The 19,184-nt window shown below is 61.4% G+C and carries 15 protein-coding genes and 1 tRNA gene; 7 read left to right on the forward strand and 9 right to left on the reverse strand.

What is annotated here, in order from left to right:
- Positions 1-53 precede the first annotated feature (53 nt).
- On the forward strand, positions 54-1,283 hold the full coding sequence (locus BAD_RS01900) for a bifunctional riboflavin kinase/FMN adenylyltransferase (protein ID WP_011742837.1): 1,230 nt from the start codon (positions 54-56) through the stop codon (positions 1,281-1,283).
- A 130-nt stretch (positions 1,284-1,413) separates the two neighbouring features.
- Here the strand turns inward: BAD_RS01900 and radA are convergent, their stop codons facing one another.
- Complete coding sequence (gene radA / locus BAD_RS01905; RefSeq protein ID WP_011742838.1) at positions 1,414-2,832, reverse strand: DNA repair protein RadA; 1,419 nt, start codon at positions 2,830-2,832, stop codon at positions 1,414-1,416.
- A gap of 140 nt (positions 2,833-2,972) precedes the next feature.
- On the opposite strand from radA, the gene BAD_RS01910 reads away from it, so the two are divergent.
- Both BAD_RS01910 and BAD_RS08770 read left to right on the forward strand, forming a co-directional pair.
- Complete coding sequence (locus BAD_RS01910; RefSeq protein ID WP_011742839.1) at positions 2,973-3,626, forward strand: hypothetical protein; 654 nt, start codon at positions 2,973-2,975, stop codon at positions 3,624-3,626.
- Positions 3,627-3,800: 174 nt separating this feature from the next.
- Positions 3,801-3,890, forward strand: coding sequence for a 30S ribosomal protein bS22 (locus tag BAD_RS08770; protein WP_004268639.1), 90 nt, complete (start codon positions 3,801-3,803; stop codon positions 3,888-3,890).
- A gap of 134 nt (positions 3,891-4,024) precedes the next feature.
- Here BAD_RS08770 and rpiA read toward each other — a convergent pair whose 3' ends face one another.
- The 5 genes from rpiA to pgm form a co-directional block, all read right to left on the reverse strand.
- Positions 4,025-4,723, reverse strand: a complete 699-nt coding sequence (gene rpiA, locus BAD_RS01915; RefSeq protein WP_011742841.1) for a ribose-5-phosphate isomerase RpiA — start codon at positions 4,721-4,723, stop codon at positions 4,025-4,027.
- A gap of 221 nt (positions 4,724-4,944) precedes the next feature.
- A complete protein-coding gene (locus BAD_RS01920; protein WP_011742842.1) occupies positions 4,945-6,282 on the reverse strand; it encodes a ribonuclease H family protein in 1,338 nt (445 codons plus the stop codon).
- 104 nt (positions 6,283-6,386) lie between these two features.
- Positions 6,387-7,775, reverse strand: coding sequence for a sensor histidine kinase (locus BAD_RS01925; protein ID WP_011742843.1), 1,389 nt, complete (start codon positions 7,773-7,775; stop codon positions 6,387-6,389).
- A gap of 1 nt (position 7,776) precedes the next feature.
- Entirely contained in the window at positions 7,777-8,592 is an 816-nt protein-coding gene (locus BAD_RS01930) for a LytR/AlgR family response regulator transcription factor (protein WP_041777246.1), read from the reverse strand.
- 215 nt (positions 8,593-8,807) lie between these two features.
- The gene (pgm, locus tag BAD_RS01935) at positions 8,808-10,484 is read right to left on the reverse strand and encodes a phosphoglucomutase (alpha-D-glucose-1,6-bisphosphate-dependent) (protein WP_041777476.1); all 1,677 of its coding nucleotides are present in this window, start codon (positions 10,482-10,484) and stop codon (positions 8,808-8,810) included.
- Between the two features lie 321 nt (positions 10,485-10,805).
- Here pgm and BAD_RS01940 point away from each other — a divergent pair, with 321 nt between their 5' ends.
- Both BAD_RS01940 and BAD_RS01945 read left to right on the forward strand, forming a co-directional pair.
- Positions 10,806-12,899: a glucose PTS transporter subunit IIA gene (locus BAD_RS01940; RefSeq protein WP_011742846.1), complete on the forward strand. Its 2,094-nt coding sequence runs from the start codon at positions 10,806-10,808 to the stop codon at positions 12,897-12,899.
- A gap of 31 nt (positions 12,900-12,930) precedes the next feature.
- On the forward strand, positions 12,931-13,779 hold the full coding sequence (locus BAD_RS01945) for a PRD domain-containing protein (RefSeq protein ID WP_021912806.1): 849 nt from the start codon (positions 12,931-12,933) through the stop codon (positions 13,777-13,779).
- Between the two features lie 54 nt (positions 13,780-13,833).
- On the opposite strand, the gene BAD_RS01950 is transcribed toward BAD_RS01945, so the two are convergent.
- A complete protein-coding gene (locus BAD_RS01950; protein ID WP_011742848.1) occupies positions 13,834-15,027 on the reverse strand; it encodes a diacylglycerol/lipid kinase family protein in 1,194 nt (397 codons plus the stop codon).
- A 127-nt stretch (positions 15,028-15,154) separates the two neighbouring features.
- Here BAD_RS01950 and serS point away from each other — a divergent pair, with 127 nt between their 5' ends.
- Both serS and BAD_RS01960 read left to right on the forward strand, forming a co-directional pair.
- Positions 15,155-16,441: a serine--tRNA ligase gene (serS, locus tag BAD_RS01955; RefSeq protein WP_011742849.1), complete on the forward strand. Its 1,287-nt coding sequence runs from the start codon at positions 15,155-15,157 to the stop codon at positions 16,439-16,441.
- A gap of 229 nt (positions 16,442-16,670) precedes the next feature.
- A tRNA-Ser gene (locus BAD_RS01960) sits at positions 16,671-16,755 on the forward strand.
- Between the two features lie 85 nt (positions 16,756-16,840).
- On the opposite strand, the gene BAD_RS01965 is transcribed toward BAD_RS01960, so the two are convergent.
- On the reverse strand, positions 16,841-17,521 hold the full coding sequence (locus BAD_RS01965) for a LuxR C-terminal-related transcriptional regulator (RefSeq protein ID WP_011742850.1): 681 nt from the start codon (positions 17,519-17,521) through the stop codon (positions 16,841-16,843).
- A 53-nt stretch (positions 17,522-17,574) separates the two neighbouring features.
- Positions 17,575-19,074 (reverse strand): ATP-binding protein, encoded by a 1,500-nt coding sequence (locus BAD_RS01970; RefSeq protein WP_003808196.1) that lies wholly within the window; start codon positions 19,072-19,074, stop codon positions 17,575-17,577.
- Positions 19,075-19,184: the final 110 nt, after the last annotated feature.

Below are 19,184 nucleotides of genomic sequence, written 5' to 3' on the forward strand. Positions count from 1 at the left end.
CGGCACGCAATACGAACACGACAAACACACGGACAATACGCAAAGAAGGACACATGAAGACGATCACGCTTACCCCCGATGCCAGCGGCATGGTGGATTGGCCGACCCTGAGCAACGACAAGAAGTCCGTGGTGACCATCGGCTCATTCGACGGCATGCATCAGGGACATCAGGCGGTCGTCCGCCGTGTGGCCGAACTCGCCGAACAGGAGCAGGCGTTCTCCGTGGTGGTGCTGTTCGACCCGCGTCCCGCGCTGGTGCACGCTTACGCCGCCAAACATGACGGTCAGGAACCGCCCGCAGGCACGCCTGACACGCAGGCGCTGACCAGTGTGAACGAACGGCTGCGCGCCATCGACGCCATCGGCGTGGACTACACGCTCATCGTGCGCTACACCATGGCATTCGCCGCGAAATCATATCGCTTCTTCCTTGGCCAGATGGTCGGCAAACTCGGCATGCGCACGCTGGTGCTCGGCTCCGACGCCGCCATGGGCGCGAACCGCGCCGGAAACGTGAAGGCCATTGAGAATCTGGCGCTCGCCACCGGCGTGTTCCAGCTGGAGGTCGTGGACGATTTCGGTCCGGGGCTGACCCGAGTGCCGGTCAATGCGAAGCCGGTGATGCCGTCCGAACCCGGCGAGCCTTCCGACCCTCTGGAGGGGGCTTCCAAGGCCGAACGACGCGCATGGAGCAAGAAGCATCAGGCCAAGGAGGTGCGCACGTGGAGCTCCACCAATGTGCGCTATCTGCTGAGCCAAGGCCGTATCAAGGACGCAGACGCGATACTCGGCCACGCGCATGCCGTGGAAGGCACCGTGGTGCATGGCGAGGAACGCGGCCGCACCATCGGATTCCCGACCGCCAATCTGAGCGAGAACGTCGCCGGATACCTGCCGGTGGACGGCGTGTACGCCGGCTGGCTGGTCGATTTGGGGGAGAAGTCCGCTGACGGTGGCGAAGAAGCCGGGGAGAAGCCGGCCGACGGCGTATCGCAGCAGTATGATGCTTCGTCCGTCAACGCGCGCGTGGACATGCAGTCGCCACACCGCTGGCCGGCGGCCATCTCCATCGGCACCAAGCCGACGTTCAACGAGGACGGTGACGCCGAACGCGTGGTGGAAGCCTACGCCATCACCGATGACTGGTTGGACCTGTACGGCCATCAGGCGCGCGTGGAATTCGCTGGATTCCTGCGCCCGCAGATCAAATTCGATTCGGCCGACGATCTGGTGGTCGAGCTGAAACGCAACGTCGAGGAGACGAAGCGCCTCACCGCTTGAGACGGATCGGTTCGATTGATTTGATTGGTTCGATTGACGCGAATCATTGACGCCATCCGTGTTTTGTTACCCAAACGGGCTTTCCCGGGTTGCAAAAAGCGGATGGCGATGCCGTTTGGGCATCGGCGACCTATCGCAGAATCGCGGCCAACGCGTCCTGCAACGTATCCGCCTGCACCACGCCCATTCCCGGCACGGCGACGTTCTTGCGCAGCGTCGGCACAACGGCGGTGGTGAAACCAAGACGCGCCGCCTCACGAAGCCGATATTCCAGTCTCGGCACCGGGCGCACCTGCCCGGTCAACGAAATCTCGCCGATCGCGCACGTCGTGCGGGGAATCGGTTTCGATTTCGCAGCGCTCGCCAACGCGGCCACAATCGCCAGATCGCAACCCGGCTCACGCGCCTGACCGCCGGCGATTGTGGAAATGTACAGGTCGTTGGCCAGCAGATTGATGCCACCGTGACGATATAACACCGCCACCAGCATGGCGATACGGTTGGAGTCCACACCGTTCGCCGCACGACGTGGCGTCGGCAGCACCGACTTGGTGACCAGCGCCTGCACTTCAATCGGCAGACTGCGATGCCCATCCAACGTGAACGTCACGCACGTGCCATCCACCTGCGTCGCCGCAGAACCATTGCCGGTTGATAGGAACAGGCCGGACGGATCGGTCACCTCCTCAATGCCCTCGCCGCTCATATCGAAACAGCCGACCTCATCGGTCGGTCCGAAACGGTTCTTCACTGCACGCAGCATACGCAACGCGGTTTCGGCATCGCCTTCGAACTGACAGACCACATCCACCAGATGCTCCAACGTACGTGGACCTGCGATCGAACCATCCTTGGTGACATGACCCACCAAAAGCACTGGAATATCAAGGGTTTTGGCGGTGTCAATCAGCGCGCTCGCCACTTCGCGCACCTGCGTGGATCCGCCGGAGATGCCATCGACGTCCTGCGAGACGATGGTCTGCGCCGAATCGACGATGGCCAACGCCGGCTTGAACTGTTCGATAAGCCCCAACACCGTGGACAGATCCGTGGTGGAGGCGAGCAGTAGATTCGGCTCCATGGCGCCGATGCGCGACGCGCGCATGCGGACCTGCGCCTGCGATTCCTCGCCGGAAATATACAGTACGGTATTGCGCTCGGTGGCGAACGCCGTCAGCCTCGCCACATTGCCGGCGGTTTCCAGCAGCAATGTCGATTTGCCGATGCCCGGCTCTCCTGCGATCAGCGTGACCGATCCCGGCACGATGCCACCGCCGAGCACGCGGTCGAATTCCGAAAATCCTGTGGCGATTCTGGAGATGTTCTCCGTGCCTATGTCGGTGATCGGCCTCGCCGCGGACGATGCGACCGGATGCGATTGCGTGCGCGAGGTCCGTCCCGGAGCCGCGGTACGCGAGCCTGCCGCGGGACGGGCTTCATGGAATTCCTCAATGGTGCCCCATTGACCGCATTCGGGGCAGCGGCCGAGCCACTTCGGGCCGCTCCAGCCGCATTCGGAACAGAGGAATTGCGAGGACGTCTTTGCCATATCGCCGACAATACGGAGGTTTTGGGACAAGACGTTCGCGGGTGGCGTACTCGTTGCACAGACATTGCGCTGAAAACCGTTTCGGGAACTGGATTCCATGACTTCGAGGGGATGGTTGCGCGTCTTATGGCTGTGAAAGAATGACAAGCATGTCTGATACGCAGAATTCCTCTTCGCATGGCAAATTGATTGCCGCCGTCGTAGCAGCCGCGCTTGTGGTTGTGCTTGCTTTGATTTCCGCATTTGTGTGGCCTGGTTGGGCCTTGAACAAGAACGGACAGGCCGGTCAGGCCGGTCAGACGAGCCAGCAGGCTTCCACTTCGAACGGTACGGACGGCGACAAGACGGAGCCCGCCAAACCGTCGATCGATGCCGTGGCATTGCCCGACGGGGCCAGCGAGCTGCTCAAGGCCATGCCGGATTCCGTATTGAATTACGCGCGTACCAAGGCTGACGCCAGCACGACGTGGTCCAGCACCTCTCCCGTCGAGGAATACGCGTTGACGTATTCCACCGGCAAGAAAGGACAGGACGTCACGCTGGAAGTGGGCCAGTGGAACGACGGCGACAAGGCGAAATCCCAGTACGACACGCTGGCTGAAGCCATGACCGGCAAGGAGCTGGGAAGCGGCAACGTGAAGGTTTCCGGCAAGACGACCGGCGCCTACAGCGCCAAAGCCGATCCGGACGACGATACCAAGGCCGTTGCCGTGTGGCGCAACGATACGGTGGTTTTCTATGCCACCGGCGCGAAGAACGACATCCAGCGTTTCTACCAGCAGTTCCCCCTGTAACGTCGACGGAATCGTCTCGATGGCGAATCGCGGCCGGCTGATGGAATATCACGCGGAAAACGAAACGTGATTTTCCACCATATGAATGTCTGCGCGCGTATTCGTCCCCGAAGCAGTGTAGTATTGGGCAAGTTGCAAACTTTTACCCTTTGAGTTTAAGGAACGGAGGCTGAGATGGGCTCGGTCATCAAGAAGCGCCGCAAGCGCATGAGCAAGAAGAAGCATCGTAAACTGCTTCGTAAGACTCGCCACCAGCGCAAGTAGTCTTCAGGCGCGTGTGAAGCGTCCGCTCAAACAAAATCCCGCGATTCCTTTCGGAGTCGCGGGATTTTTGCTATCTGCGCGGCGGTGTCGGCCGGTATATTCCACACCAGCCGACACGCCTGCCTGTCAGGATCTCACTTGTTGGGGTTGTCCATCACGCGCGGGCCGTTCGGATCGCCGACGATGACCTGGTCCACCATGTTCAGGAACAGGCCGTGCTCGACCACGCCGACCGTGGTGATGAGGTCCTGCGCGAGCTCCTGCGGGTGGTCGATGCGCTCGAGGTGCAGATCCACCACATAGTTGTTCTCATCGGTGCGCACCGGCTCGCCGTTCGCGTCGAGACGCAGCACCGGCTTGTAGCCCTTGGCCTCGAACTTCTTGACGACCTGGCCTGCGCCGAACGGAATCACCTCGACCGGCAGCGGGAACTTGCCGATGGTGTCCACGACCTTGGACTCGTCCACGATCCACACGATCTTGTTGGAGTTGGTGGCCACGATCTTCTCCCACAGGAGAGCCGCACCGCCGCCCTTGATGCCGTTGAAGTTCTTGTCCACCTCGTCGGCGCCGTCGATGGTCACGTCGATATGGTCGACGTCATCGATGTTGACGATCTTGATGCCGTAGCCTTCGGCCTGCTCCTGGGTGCGGCGGGAGGTGGTGACGCCCGTGAACTCGAGGCCTTCCTCCTTGACGCGACGACCGAGCTCGTCGACCAGGAAACGCACGGTCGAGCCGGTGCCCAGACCTGCGATCATGCCGTTCTGAATCAGCTTTGCAGCCTCGATGCCGGCCGCCTTCTTCAGCGCGTCCTGCTGTGCCTTGTCCATGATCCTCCTTCGATATGGGGTTAAGACCGTCTCCATACTATCGGATGCGTTGATTTTCAAGGCGCGAATGGTTGGTTGCGGGAGCAGGTGTCTGTTTTGGACTGCGGAAAAGTTTTCACGGAATGTTTCACGGTCCTGCGTGAGGTGGCGTGCAAAAAAAGACGCGCATGAAATGACATGTGGGGAGCGGCTTGCGTAAAGCCGCTCCCCACATGTCTCGCTCAGCTATGTTTGACCGCGAACGGCGCCTCGTCCAATACCAGCGTGCCGTCACCCATCACATAGCCTTCCACGGCGATATACCCACGGATGAGACGTGGATTGCCGTCGAAGGTCGGGCTGGATTCCGGTGGGGGAGTGAACCGCACCGTACCCGACACCGACAGGCCCGATGGGCTTGGACGATGCGGCAGTTTCGGCAGATCCTGCGATTGCGATGAAGCTGCCTGTTCCGGTGCCGATTCTTCGTCGTCTTGCGATTCGCTGCGCGATTCGTTCGCATTCTGCGGTACGGCCGTGCTGTCCGTGTCCGTGCCGTCCGCGTTGCCAGTCACCGGCTTGTCGTTCTCGTCGCCTTCACGGGGAAAATAGTCGGGTTTGACCAGCATCTGCGCATAGGATTGATGCGGTTCACCGGATTCGTCCGTTTTCCCGGATTCGTCCGGTTCGGCTGGACCGCCCGCGTCCGGGAAGCTGGATTCGGGTATGACCTTCGTCGCTTCGGTCTCAAGCATTGTGGTGGTTTCCGCCGGTTCGGTCTCGAGCACGGTCGTTTCCACCGCATCATCTGCGTCGTCATCGGTTGTCTGTCCGAAATCCGCAAGGTCGTGGGAAACGCCTTCCGGCTCCGCCAGCATGCTGGCGATCGAACGCGGCTTCGTGCTGTTGCTGGAATTGGCGGTATCGGCACCGGAATCGCCGGTGCCGGTCGTGGCGGAATCGCCTTGTCCGCGTCCCATGTGGTATTCGGCGGCGCTGATCGCACCATCCATCAGCATCCTCGCATCCTCGGGAACATCGGTGCCACGCGAATACTCGGAAGCCAGCAGCGACTGCCATCCTTCCAACGGCAGATAGCCTTCGCGCACATGCGAACGGCAATCGCCCGCATACGTGCGTGCCAGCTCGTCCACTTTCTCGTTGCCCGCGTTGCCGGCATGACCCTTGACCCACACGAATCGCACCGACCCCGCCCTATGCGCGATCTCATTGTCGATGGCGCGGATCAAATCGGCGTTCTTCACCGGTTTCTTCTGCGAATTCTTCCAGCCGTTGCGCTTCCAACCCTGCACCCACTTGGTGGAGCAGTTGATCGCATACTGCGAGTCGGTCTCGATCACCAGGTCTTCGGAACCGGGATGCGCTCGCAACGCCTCCAGCACGGCGCATAATTCGCCGATCTGGTTGGTGCCGTTCGTCGCGCCGCCGGCATCGCAATCGCCGGCATGCTCGTGCCCCGGCTTGCCGCCTGCCGCGGGCTCGTGGTCGGCCCAGGCCCAACCCATCGGACCATTCGGATTGCCAAGCGCGGAACCGTCTGTTGAAACCGTAATCGTCATGCTTCTACCCTACGAAAGCCGCGCGACTCGCCGTTTGCCCGTCATACCGCATCGTCCGCCATGCGGTATCGCCTATCGATACCGCATGGCAACGGCATATGCGATTAGTCGCCGAGACACAGCATGACGGAGGCGCGGAACATGCCGTCGCTGTGCTCGAAGGAGGCCGTGCCATGGTGCCGTTCGGCCGTCTCTCGTACGGTGGCGGTGCCCAGCCCCGTGCCACCATGTTTGGTCGAGACGAGATCGCCGTCGATCTGTTCGATGCTGGTATCGGCTTCGCCGTACGTGTTGTCCACCGTGATGAACAGGGCCGCCGGAGGGCCGGAACGATACCGGATGCGCACTTTGAGCCGCCTCTCGCCCTGCGTTTGCTGGGTGATGGCCTCCGTGGCGTTCTCCAGCAGATTGCCGACCATGGAGCATAATTCCGCGTTGTTGATGTTGATGTATTGCGGCACCGCCGCTTTGACGTCCACATCCGCACCCAAATGCCGGACCCAATCGCAATAGTAGACAAGCACCGCGTTCAGCGACGCATGCTCGCAATACTGCATTGGTGCCGGTTGCAGCAGCCGGTGTTTGGACATCTCATCCAGATATGAGCGGATGCCATCCATGTCTTCAGCCGCGGCCAACGCCTGCAGTGAGTGGATGTGGTGACGCACGTTGTGCTTGATCTGACGCGCCTCACGGATCCGCTCGTTCATGTGTTGCAGCTGCAACGTCTGCAAAGCCTCATAATGCTGTCGCCTGCGGGCCGCGAGCAGACGGTCCGACTGCTGAATCATGTACCAGATGAGGAAATACGCCAACACCATGAAACAGGAATAGACCACCGCCACGGTGAACGCGATTTCCAGCATATGCGAGTCCAGCAGCGTGGAATTGTCCGCCGGCATGCACCACACCACAATCGCGGACGAAACGAACGGAAACAGCCAGATAAGCTGCCAGAAGCCTTTGCTGATGGATGGGGAATCGAATGTGGCTGGAATCGAATCATGCAGCGGATGCCAAAGCGAGACCAGTGCGATGACGTCAAGCAGCAGCAGATTGACCAGTCCCGGCCAGCCGACGCGGAGATTGGTTGAATCCGCGCCAAGAACGGCCACATCGATGACGAGCGACAGATAGTAGACGATCGCCACCATGTAGGAAGCCGTGGCCACAATCAGCAACAGTTGCCGCCATGGCAGTTCGGTCAGCCATCGCAGGACCAGCAGCACAAGCGGCGCGGTCGGAATGACCGTCCACAGTGATGGGATGCCCAGAGTGCCGCACAGCACGCCGCATAGCAGGAACCAGACCAGTCCGATGGACATGAACAGTGTGCCGTTACGGCGTGGATTGTCCATGTGACTCCATGCCATGATGAGGCACAATGCCAGGCCGGACAACGCGTTGAGCTGCTCTCCGATGGCGAAGAACAGACCTGACGGGGTGGTTTGGGCGATGCCGTTCCGGATGATTTCGCCGAGTGGTGCGAACATGTCAGTCCTCCGTACGCATGCGGGTGAACGTGTATTCCGCGTATGCGCGGCAGGTGGTGGTCACCGCCGTTTTCGTGATGGGAATGCGTTTGCCGCCTTTCATGACGAACTGCGCGTTGGTGATGCCGGACACGTAGTCGAAGTTGACGAGCACGCCTCGCGCGGTGCGGTAGAAGTTGTCGAACACGGTGAGCCGTCGGTCCACATCGGAGAAATTGGTGCGGATTTTGGTCTGGGTGCCGTCCGCGAACGTAAATTCCACGTAGTGCGCGTTGGACAGGGCGTATGCGATGAGCCGCCGGTCCATGGTCACGGCCGGATTGCCGAACGCCACATGCCAGCTGGAATCCACCGTGCCGGGCGACTGCGCCTTTGCCAGATGGGTGACCGGCGGTTTTGCCTTCAGCTGCTCCTCGACGCGTTCCATGGTGGCTTCGAAGGTTTTGCGATTGACGGGCTTGAGCAGATAACCGCTCGCCTGCACCTCGTAGCCGAGCACCGCGAAATCGGTGCTGGACGTGATGAAGACGATCGCGCAGTCGTCGTTCTGATTGCGCAGCAGCCGCGCTATGTCCAATCCGGTGGTGGCATGCGGCAGATTCTCGTCGCTGAGATAACAGTCGAGCAGCAGCAGGTCGTAACGGCTGTTCTTCCAGCTTTCGATGAACGATTTCGCGTCGGGGAAAACGTCACAGACCGTTTGCATGGCATTCCTGCCGGCGGTTGCGCCGACGTTCCGGCCGTTGAAGTATTCCGCGCACATGGTGGCGATCAGTTCGCGTTCGGCAGGGTGATCCTCGACGATGGCGATGCGCACGTTCCCTCCTTGCTGTGCCGTGATTGCGCGGATGACGTTCCGGCTCTGCTTCCAAGCGTACCGGGAGAGGGAAATACGGGGTGCCGCGGAGCTTGCGTTTCATGCCAGAAAAGCACGTTTCGTGCCATACGGCGGATATCGACAACGAAAAAGACCCGCTCCATACGGAACGGGTCTTTTCGCGCTACGCCTTGATTACTTGGCGGAACGCCGTATCACTCGGCCAGAGCCTTGTCCACGACCTCGGTGGCCTCGGCGAGCACCTTGTCCAGAGCCTCAGGGGATTCGAAGCTCTCGGCGTACACCTTGTAGATGTTCTCGGTGCCGGACGGACGGGCGGCGAACCAGTTGTCCTTGGTGGTGACCTTCAGACCGCCGATCTTGGCGTGGTTGCCCGGAGCCTCGGTGAGCTTGGCGGTGATGTCCTCGCCGGCCAGCTGGGTGGCCTCGACGTCGTCGCCGGTGAGCTTGGCGAACTTCTGCTTCTGCTCGAGGGTGGTCGGGGTATCGACGCGCTTGTACCAGCTTTCGCCGAAACGCTCCACCTGCTCCTGGTGCAGCTGGGCCGGGTTCTTGCCGGTCTTCGCGGTGATCTCAGCGGCCAGCAGGTCCGGAATCAGGCCGTCCTTGTCGGTGGTCCACACGCGGCCGTCCTTACGCAGGAAGGACATGCCGGAGCTTTCCTCGCCGCCGAACGCGACCTCGCCCTTGAACAGCGGGTCCACGAACCACTTGAAGCCGACCGGAACCTCAACGAGCTTGGCGTCGATGGAAGCGGCCACGCGGTCGATCAGGGAGGAGGAGACCAGCGTCTTGCCGATGCCGGCGCCTTCCGGCCAGCCCGGACGATTGCCGCCGAACAGATACTCCACGCACACGGCGATGTAGTGGTTCGGGTTCATGACGCCCCAGTTCGGGCAGACGATGCCATGGCGGTCGGCATCCGGATCGGTGCCGCCGACCAGATCGTACTTGTCCCAAGCGCCGTTGTTGAGGGAATCGACCAGACCCTTCATCGCGTACGGGGAGCTCGGATCCATGCGGATCTTGCCATCATGGTCGATGGTCATGAAGCTCCAGGTCGGGTCGACCTGCGGACGCACCACGTCGATGGTCAGGTTGAACTTCTCGTTCATCAGCGGCCAGTAGTTGACCGAAGCGCCGCCGAGCGGGTCGATGCCCAGGCGTACGCCGGAGGAGCGGATCACGTCGAAGTCGATGACGTTCTCCAGATCGGCCACATAGTGCTCACGGAAGTCGAAACGCTCGACCAGATCGGACTTGACGGCCTGCTCGAACGGCACGCGCTTGACGTTCCTGAAATCGCCGAGCAGCTCGTTGGCGCGGTCGGCGATGGCGTTGGTGACGTCCGCCGGAGCCGGGCCGCCGGTGACCGGATCGTACTTGAAGCCGCCATCGGTCGGCGGGTTGTGGGACGGGGTCACGACGATGCCGTCGGCCAGGCCTTCGCCGGTGAAGCGCTGGGTGCCGTCGGCGGCGCGGTTGTGGGTCAGGATGGCCTGGGATACGACCGGGGTCGGGGTGAAGTCGTCACGGGAGTCGATGCGCACGGTCACGCCGTTGGCGACGAGCACTTCGATGGCGGTCTTCCAAGCCGGTTCGGACAGGGCGTGGGTGTCGCGGCCGATGTACAGCGGGCCGGTGACGCCGGCCTTCTTGCGGTATTCGGCGATGGCCTGCGTGATGGCCACGATGTGGGCCTCGTTGAATGAGGTCTTCAGGGACGAACCACGGTGTCCGGAAGTGCCGAAGGAGACGCGCTGCTCCGGAACGTTCGGGTCGGGGACGACGTCATAGTACTTTCCAATGACCTCGTCGACATTGATCAGATCTGCTGGGGTGGCGGGCATTCCCGCATTTTTTGCAACCATACCTTCATTGTGCCACGAGTTTGCGCGGAACGCGGAAAGCCATCCCACAATGTGCGATGAATACGTTTTCTTTTTGACGTCTCGGCGTGTCTCCAGTATGGAATTGGGGTTTCAGTGTCCCGATGCCCGACGATTTGCGCATCGCACGCCGATAGTGTATCGTTTCTAACGAATTCGACTCATGCAGGGTTGCAAGTCAACATTTTTAGACGCAAGACCTGGAATGTGGCATTGGTTTGCCATGTTCCGGGTCTTTTTTTGTTGCAAAAAAGCCGCGCTGCGTCATCGAATCCCATCGGAAGGAAATAGAAAGGAATCAGGATGGCTGACTCTCTCGCATCGCAGATCATCACTGCGATCGGCGGACCTGAAAACGTTCGCAGTCTGACGCATTGCGCCACCCGACTGCGCTTCGAGCTGGCGGACGCGTCCAAGGTGGACCAGAACGCCCTCGAACATATGAAGGGCGTGCTTGGCGCGGTCCCGCAAAGCGGTGACCGTTTCCAGGTCGTCATCGGCGGCGGCGTGGCCACCGTATACGAAAACATCATGCATCTGCCCGAAATGGCGAACGCCGGTGCCGCCTCCGCATCCGGCGAAGGCCAGAAGAGCAACGCCGACGTCAAGGCCGAGGCCCGTTCCAAGGCACGCGGCAAGGTGGCATGGCTGGACTCCTTCTTCGAGTATCTCGCCGACTCCTTCCGCCCGATCCTGGGCGTGCTGCTCGGCGCCTCCATCATCATCGCCCTGGTCAACCTGCTCATCTCACTGAACGTCATTCCGAATGACGAGGCCTCCGCCGGCTGGGTGTTCGTCAAGGCCATCTGGAAGGGCGTGTTCTACTTCCTGCCGATCATGGTCGCCTACAACGCCTCCAAGAAGCTCAAGGTCGATCCGTGGCTGGGCGGCGCCATCATGGCCATCCTCATGACCCCGCAGTTCACCAGCCTGATAGACGCCAAGACCACCACGTGCGTGGAGAACGCGGCTCTGGGCACCAAGTCCTGCACCGCCAACATCTTCGGCATTCCGATGGCGTTGAGCGACTACAGCGGCAACGTGTTCGTGCCGCTGCTCATGGCTGCCGTGCTCGCCCTCGTCTACCACGGATTGAAGAAGATCATTCCCGAAAGCGTCCAGCTGGTGTTCGTGCCGTTCTTCTGCATGATCATCGTCGGCGCGCTGACCGCCTTCATCATCGGCCCGATCGGCGTGTGGGTCGGCAACGGCCTCGGCGTCGGCCTGGCTTGGATGAACACCCATGCACCGTTCATCTTCGCCATCATCATCCCGCTGCTGTACCCGTTCCTCGTGCCGCTCGGCCTGCACTGGCCGCTCAACGCCCTGATGCTCATGAACATCCAGACGCTCGGCTACGACTTCATCCAGGGCCCGATGGGCGTGTGGAACTTCGCCTGCTTCGGTGCCACCGCCGGCGTGCTCTTCATCGCCGTGCGTGACAAGGACAAGGACATGCGCCAGACCGCTCTCGGCGCGCTCGCAGCCGGCCTGCTTGGTGGTGTTTCCGAACCGTCCCTGTACGGCATCCACCTGCGGTACAAGCTGGTCTACAAGCGCATGCTCGTGGGCTGCGGCCTTGGTGGCGTCGTCATTGCCGTCCTCGGCTGGCTCTTCCCGTCCGTCACCGCCGCCGGCCAGACCGTGCATGGTGTGACCACCACCGCCTTCGCCTTCACCTCGCTGCTGACCATTCCGGTCTTCGACCAGATGTGGGTGTACGCGGTGTCCATCGCGGTCTCCTTCCTGACCTCCTTCTTCCTGATCATCACCTTCGACTACCGCACCCCGGAACAGAAGGCTGAAGTGCTGGCCCGCGCCGCCGCCGATCAGAAGGCCGCCGCTCCGGCGGTCGAAGCCAAGGAAGCCGCTCCGGCTGCCACCACCGCCACCGCGACTGCTACCGCCACCAAGACCGAAGCTCCGGCCGCTGCCGCCGCCGCGACCACCGTGGTGAACGCTCCGGTCGCCGGCCACGTGATCGCCCTGGACGAAACCGGCGATCCGGTGTTCGCCTCCCGCGCGCTCGGCGAAGGCGTCGGCATCCAGCCGACCGACAGCGAGGTCGTGGCCCCGGTCTCCGGCGTGCTGCAGACCGTCGCCGAAACCGGCCACGCCTTCGGCATCAAAACCGATGACGGTGTGGAAGTGCTCGTGCACGTCGGCATCGACACCGTGAAGATGAACGGCGAGGGCTTTGTCGTCAAGGTCAAGGCCGATGAGCGCGTGAATGCCGGCGATCCGCTGGTTTCCGTCGACTTTGCTAAAGTGAAGGACGCTGGATACAGCACCACCACGCTGATGACGGTGCTCAACACCGCCGCCCTCACCTCCGTCACGCCGAAGACCGGCATCGACGTCAAGGCAGGGGACGAGGTGATCGACATCCAGCGCTAACCTGTCACACAGAGGCGAAAAAGGGGTCGACGTGGACGTTCTTCGCGTATTCAACAACAATGTCGTATTGGCTAGAGACGGTGATCGTGAGGTGATTCTCACAGGCCGTGGAATAGGCTTCCAAGCCAAGCCGGGACAACATGTGGATGACGCGAAGATCGTCCGTCGGTTCATCCCCGTCGATGGCAAGGATCCCGACCACATGGCGCAACAAGTGGCCGGGATCCCGCCCGAAATCATCAGACTCGTCACGGACGCCATGAACCGTACGGGGCTGAAAGAACAGGCAGACAAGCAGCCAACCCTGGTCATGGCGCTCGCCGACCACATCTGCGGCGCGATACAACGCGCGCAAAGAAAACAGAACATCGAATATCCGCTCGAAGCGGAAGTACGTTCCCTATACGCCGACGAATACGCCAAAGGCGTGGCGATGGTCGACGCGATGAACACGTATTTGGGTGGCGCGTTGCCCCGCAGTGAGGCGGTGGCGCTCGCCTTGCATTTGGTGAATGCCGGATTCTCCGGCGGCGACCTGTCCGCCACCTACACCATGACCGGCATCATCCAGCAGATGATCGCCGTCATCGAAGGCGCGTACGGCATCACGCTTGCGCAGGACAGCGTCAATGTGGCGCGATTCATCACGCATCTGCGTTACCTGTTCGTACGCATCCACCAGCATGAGCAGCTCGACGATGAGCCGCAACCAATCATCGAATCAATCAAAACCTCATATCCGAAGGCTTGCCAGTGCGCAAGGCAGCTTGCCGTGGTGGTGAAGATGCGTCTTGGTTCCGACCTTACGGAAGCCGAAATCGCCTATCTTGCCCTGCATGTGGCGCGCGTGACCAACGGAGTGAATCGGCAGGTCGACTGAGTTTCCGGTATCTTCCGATATTCAGCAGCCCGTTCCGCGCATTCCTGACGGTTCCTAATCGTTCGACTGTTCGGCCGGCTGCCCGCTTGCCTGTTCGGTCGGCTGCGGTTTCGTTGGCGTAGCCGACATATTCGCGTTCAACGCCAGTATGCCGGTATCTTCGGAAGCGGCCTCCGGCACGCGCACGCATAGGGCCTGACGTTCCACGCTGAAACGGATGTGCTTCGTTTCAGGCAGCATATCGCCATCCACCTGCGCCAAAACAGGCCTCTCCAAAGTGATTTCCGCGCTGACGCCCTGTACCTGGTCGACGGTGGAGTTCGTGGACAGCGGACTCTGCTGAGCTTTGCCGGTGATGGTCTGGTGCAGCACGTCGCCGAACAGATTCGCCCAACCGATCAGGCCGCCGGACGTGTCGATGATCTCGTAGTCGAGGATGCCATCGTCATAGGAAGCTTCGGGCATCAGCGAAAACATGGGGATCTGGCCGCAATTGCCCGCCATGAACGTGCGGAACGTGAGACCACGCGTGGAATGCGTGCTGCCGTCGGCGCTGGTGATGGTCACATTGCCCTTGTACTTCGGGGCGAACAGATTCTTCACGCCCGACACGAAATAAGCCAGCCAGCTGATGTTCTTCTTCAATTCCGGATCGGTGTCGTCGATCATCAGTGCGTCGAAACCGATGCCGGCGATGATGAGGAACGCATGCCCGTGGTCGGTGGTCTCATCATCCAGAAGGGTCAGACGGCCCACATCCACCAGACGGGAGCCGTGCGACGTGGCCACGGTGAGCGCCGCATCGATATCGTCCACGGGAATGCCCATATTGCGGGCGAACAGATTGCCGGTGCCGATCGGCACGATGCCCAGCGCATGCCCGGTACCCGACAGCGCGCTCGCGACGGTACGCACCGTGCCATCGCCGCCGACAGCCACCACCACATCGGCACCATGGTCCAACGCTTCGAACGCGCAGGCGCGACCGTCCTTGTCGAGCTGCGTTTCGATGAATTCGATCTGGGTGAGATGCTTCGCCTCGCAGAACTCCTTGATATGCTGCTTGCGCTGTTCCGCCTGGGGCTTTGAAGGATTGACTATGAACGCGTAATGCACTTGGTCATCGTCACGCTTGTCAAGCTTCTCCGCGAGCGTACGGTGCTTGTACGCGCGGTATCCGAAGAAGGCGGCCGCGCATACGGCGACCACGGCGATGATGACGAGCAGGACGATAACTGGCATAGGCATGCCTCTATTGTCTATGCGATTGCGCAAAAAGACGAATTCGACATGAAAAATTCGGCGTTCCCTCACGTTATATCCAAAAATGAGAACGATGGCGTCAGTGTCTGCTTTCGGCACTAGGCTGGGAAGCATGCTTGATATTCAATTCATTCGTGAACATGCTGACGTTGTCAAGGAATCCCAGCGTAAGCGTGGCGAATCGGTCGAACTGGTCGACGAGGTGCTGCGCTCCGACGAGGTTCGCCGTTCCTCTCTGAAGGAATTCGAAGCTGCCCGCGCGCAGCAGAAGGAGATCGGCAAGAAGGTCGCCGCCGCCCCCGCCGACGAAAAGGCCAAGCTGATCGCCGCAACCAAGGAACTCTCCCAGAAGGTCTCCGAATACAAGGCCGCAGCCGACGCCGCAGCCGAGGAATACACCACCGCCATGTGGAAGCTGTCCAACATCGTCGAGCCGGAAGCTCCGGAAGGTGGCGAGGACGACTACGTCGTGGTCAAGAAGGTCGGCCAGATCCGTGATTTCGCAGCCGAAGGCTTCGAGCCGAAGGACCACCTGACGCTCGGCCGCGGCGTGGCCGGTATCGATATGGAGCGCGGCGTGAAGGTCGGCGGCTCCCGCTTCTACTTCCTGCGCGGCCAGGTGGCCCGCATGCAGATCGCCATGCTCACCATGGCCGTCGACCAGGCCGAGGAACACGGCTTCACCCTGGCCATCACCCCGACGCTGGTGCGTCCGGAAGTAATGCGCGGCACCGGCTTCCTCAACTCCCACGCCGACGAAATCTACCGCCTGCGCGAGCCGGACGACCAGTATTTGGTCGGCACCTCCGAAGTGGCGCTCGCCGGCATGCACGAGAACGAGATCCTGAACCTTGAGAACGGCCCGCTGCGCTACTGCGGCTGGAGCTCCTGCTACCGCCGTGAAGCCGGCGCAGCAGGCAAGGACACCTCCGGCATCATCCGCGTGCACCAGTTCGACAAGGTGGAGATGTTCGTCTACGCCAAGCAGGAGGACTCCTACAAGGAGCATGAGCACCTGTTGGCCATGGAGCAGGAAATGCTCGGCAAGGTCGAGGTGCCGTACCGCATCATCGATACCGCCGCCGGCGATCTGGGCTCCTCCGCGGCACGTAAGTTCGACTGCGAGGCTTGGGTGCCGACCCAGGGCCGTTACCGTGAGCTGACCTCCACCTCCAACTGCACCGAGTATCAGGCCCGTCGTCTGAACATCCGCGAACGTATGGAGGATGGCAACACCCGCGCCGTCTCCACGCTGAACGGCACGCTGGCCACCACCCGTTGGCTGGTCGCCATTCTCGAGAACCACCAGCAGAAGGACGGCTCCATCGAAATTCCGAAGGCCATGCGTCCGTACATGGGCGGCAAGGAAGTCATCGAGCCGACCAAGTGGGAAGCCTGATTTTCCAAGACGTTCGCGTCTGATATGAATCCGTGAAAGCGGCGTTGGCATTTGTGCCGGCGCCGCTTTTCGTATGTTGGACGGTCCCAGTGCCGTTTGTGTCGTTCTGGGCAGATGCGTGTGCGGTTTTCTGTTGGAAGCGACGGGGATGGAGGCTGTGCCAGGTGTCGCACTTCCGCGCACTGTGGTATATTGGCGTTTCGTGCGTAGCAGCGATGTTAGGCGCAAAGGGTAGATGTCTGAGCGGTCTAAAGAGACGGTCTTGAAAACCGTTGAGGTGCAAGCCTCCGCGAGTTCGAATCTCGCTCTGCCCGCACCAATCAAGGGCTTACCGAAGGATTTTTCGGTAAGCCCTTTTCCATGCCGTTTATGGCGATTGTCGTTGTCGTGGCGGCAACGTCACACAATCCGTCGATCCGCGGCCCAACGGGTGAGCTCGGAACGGTTCGACAGCTGCAGTTTGCGCAGCACCGAGCTCATATGGGTCTCCACGGTCTTGATGGAGATGAACAGTTCCGAAGCCACCTCCTTGTACGTGTAGCCGCGCGCGATCAGCCGCATGACCTCCTGCTCGCGGTTGGACAGCCGGTCCAGCTCGTCATCGTGGATCGGGCCGCCGAACGCGCCGTTCGCGCTCGGGCCGTTCTGGAAGGCGGACAGCACGAATCCCGCCAATTTCGGCGAGAACACGGCGTAGCCCTCATGCACCTGCTTGATGGAGGACACCAGGTCGTCGCCGGAAATAGTCTTCGTCACATATCCCTGCGCACCGGCGCGAATCACCGAACCGACGTCCTGCGGCGAATCGGAAACAGACAGCGCAAGAAACACGGTATTGGGGGAGTAAGGCCGTGATTTCGTAAGGATTTCGGTGCCGCCGCCGCCCTCGCCGCCCGGCACATGCACGTCCAGCAGCACCACGTCCGGTTTGGTCTGCGCGATCATCGCCACCGATCCTTCCACATCCGCGGCCTGTCCGACCACGTCGAAATGCGGCTGCAACGTGGCGATCACGCCCGCACGGAACATTTCGTGGTCGTCCACGACGGCGATTCTGATGCGCTGTTCCCACTCGCTCATTCCTGCTCCTTGGTTCGATTGATTCATTGCCGCACCTGCTGCATGTGCCGTGTTCATTGCGCCGATTGCACGCCCGTATCGCCGTCCGCTGTGGTGGTCGTAGCGCTGTCCGCATCCTCCGCCGCTCCTGAAATCGGCATGTGCATGCGCACCTCCGTGCCCCAGCCGGGCCTCGACACAATCTCCACTGTACCGCCGCGGCGCTTGATACGTCCGATGATGGACTCGCGGATGCCCAGGCGATTCGCTGGAATGGCGTCGACGTCGAAGCCGTCGCCATGGTCGCGTACGAACACCTCCACCAGCTTGTCGCCGGCCTCGCAGTAGACGGACACCGGTTCGCCGCCATGCGTCACGGCGTTGACGAGCGCCTGCTGCGTGGCATCCAACAACGCGTCGGTCTGCGCGCTCGGCCGCGCGTCGCCCACCGTCACCACCTCGATCGGCTTGCCATGCGTGTCCTCCACATGCGCCGCGATCTGCTTCAAACCGGCGTTGACGGAACGATCCGACGTGGTGCGCTCCTGATATAGCCATTCGCGCAACTCGCGTTCCTGCTGCCTCGCCAGTGAAAACACGGTCTGCTGGTCATCGGCATGCAACTGGATCAGCGCCAGCGTCTGCAGCACGCCGTCGTGCAGGTGGGCGGTCATGTCGGCGCGCTCCTCCTCGCGCTCCTTCAGCGCGCGCTCCGTGCCCAAATCACGCACCAGCGTCATAATCCACGGCACAATCGCCAGCAACACGCCGACAAGCAGCGCCAAACCGGCGACGAGCATGGTGAACGTGGCGTGCCGTGCGGACTGCATAATGCGCACGTGGGTGGCGATGTAGATCGCGTACGCGACGAAAATGACCGCGATGCCGCCGAGCATCGTCCATAATTGGCCGTCCTTCGCGTTGAACCGCAGCCAGGAGACGCCGACGCCGACCACGCCGAGCAGCAACGGCACAATCAGCGTGCCTTCAATGCCTTTCGCCGCCATCGCCACGCATAGGCCCAGCATAAGCAGTCCCGCCATGGCCAGCAGCGCGGGTCTCGGCGCGTTGGCGAACATCTGTTCCAGGCTTTCGGACGATTGTGCTCCGCTGCCGGATTGCATGCCGTCCGCGTTGCCGTCGCTGTCTTGCGATTGCGCGCCGCCGTTTCCGACGTTCCTTAGGTTTCTTACGTTCCTCACGTTGCCGTGGGACAGCGGCGCGTTCTCGACGGGCTGGCTGCCGGCGATGACGTACGCCTGCTGGACCGGGTCTCCGACGGGTACGGTGATCCACAGAAAAATATAGGCGATCGCGCCCGCACCGAAGAAAAACGTGGTGACCACGAAAATGAAACGGATGAGATGAACGGACACGCCCAGATGTATGCTGATGGCCTTGGCCACGCCAGCGACCTCGCGGCCGTACGTCGGGCGCAGCAATGGCAGTCGCGCCGGCTTGGACGGCACGGGACGGCCTTCGCGCAGGGCCTGTTCGTAGCACCAGCGCATGTAGACCGCGCTGGCCTGGTCGTACTGTTCCTGCGTGTACCGCGGTTTGGCTAAGGACTTCATGCTTCCATTGTGCCCTGTCGGGGATGCCGATTCAGGGCTTTCAGCTGGTGTTCAGGGCAGATTCAGGGTGTTCCCCGATACGTATGACGGCTGCGGATTGCTGTAATGGA

The organism is Bifidobacterium adolescentis ATCC 15703 (genome assembly GCF_000010425.1).
Classification (GTDB): domain Bacteria; phylum Actinomycetota; class Actinomycetes; order Actinomycetales; family Bifidobacteriaceae; genus Bifidobacterium; species Bifidobacterium adolescentis.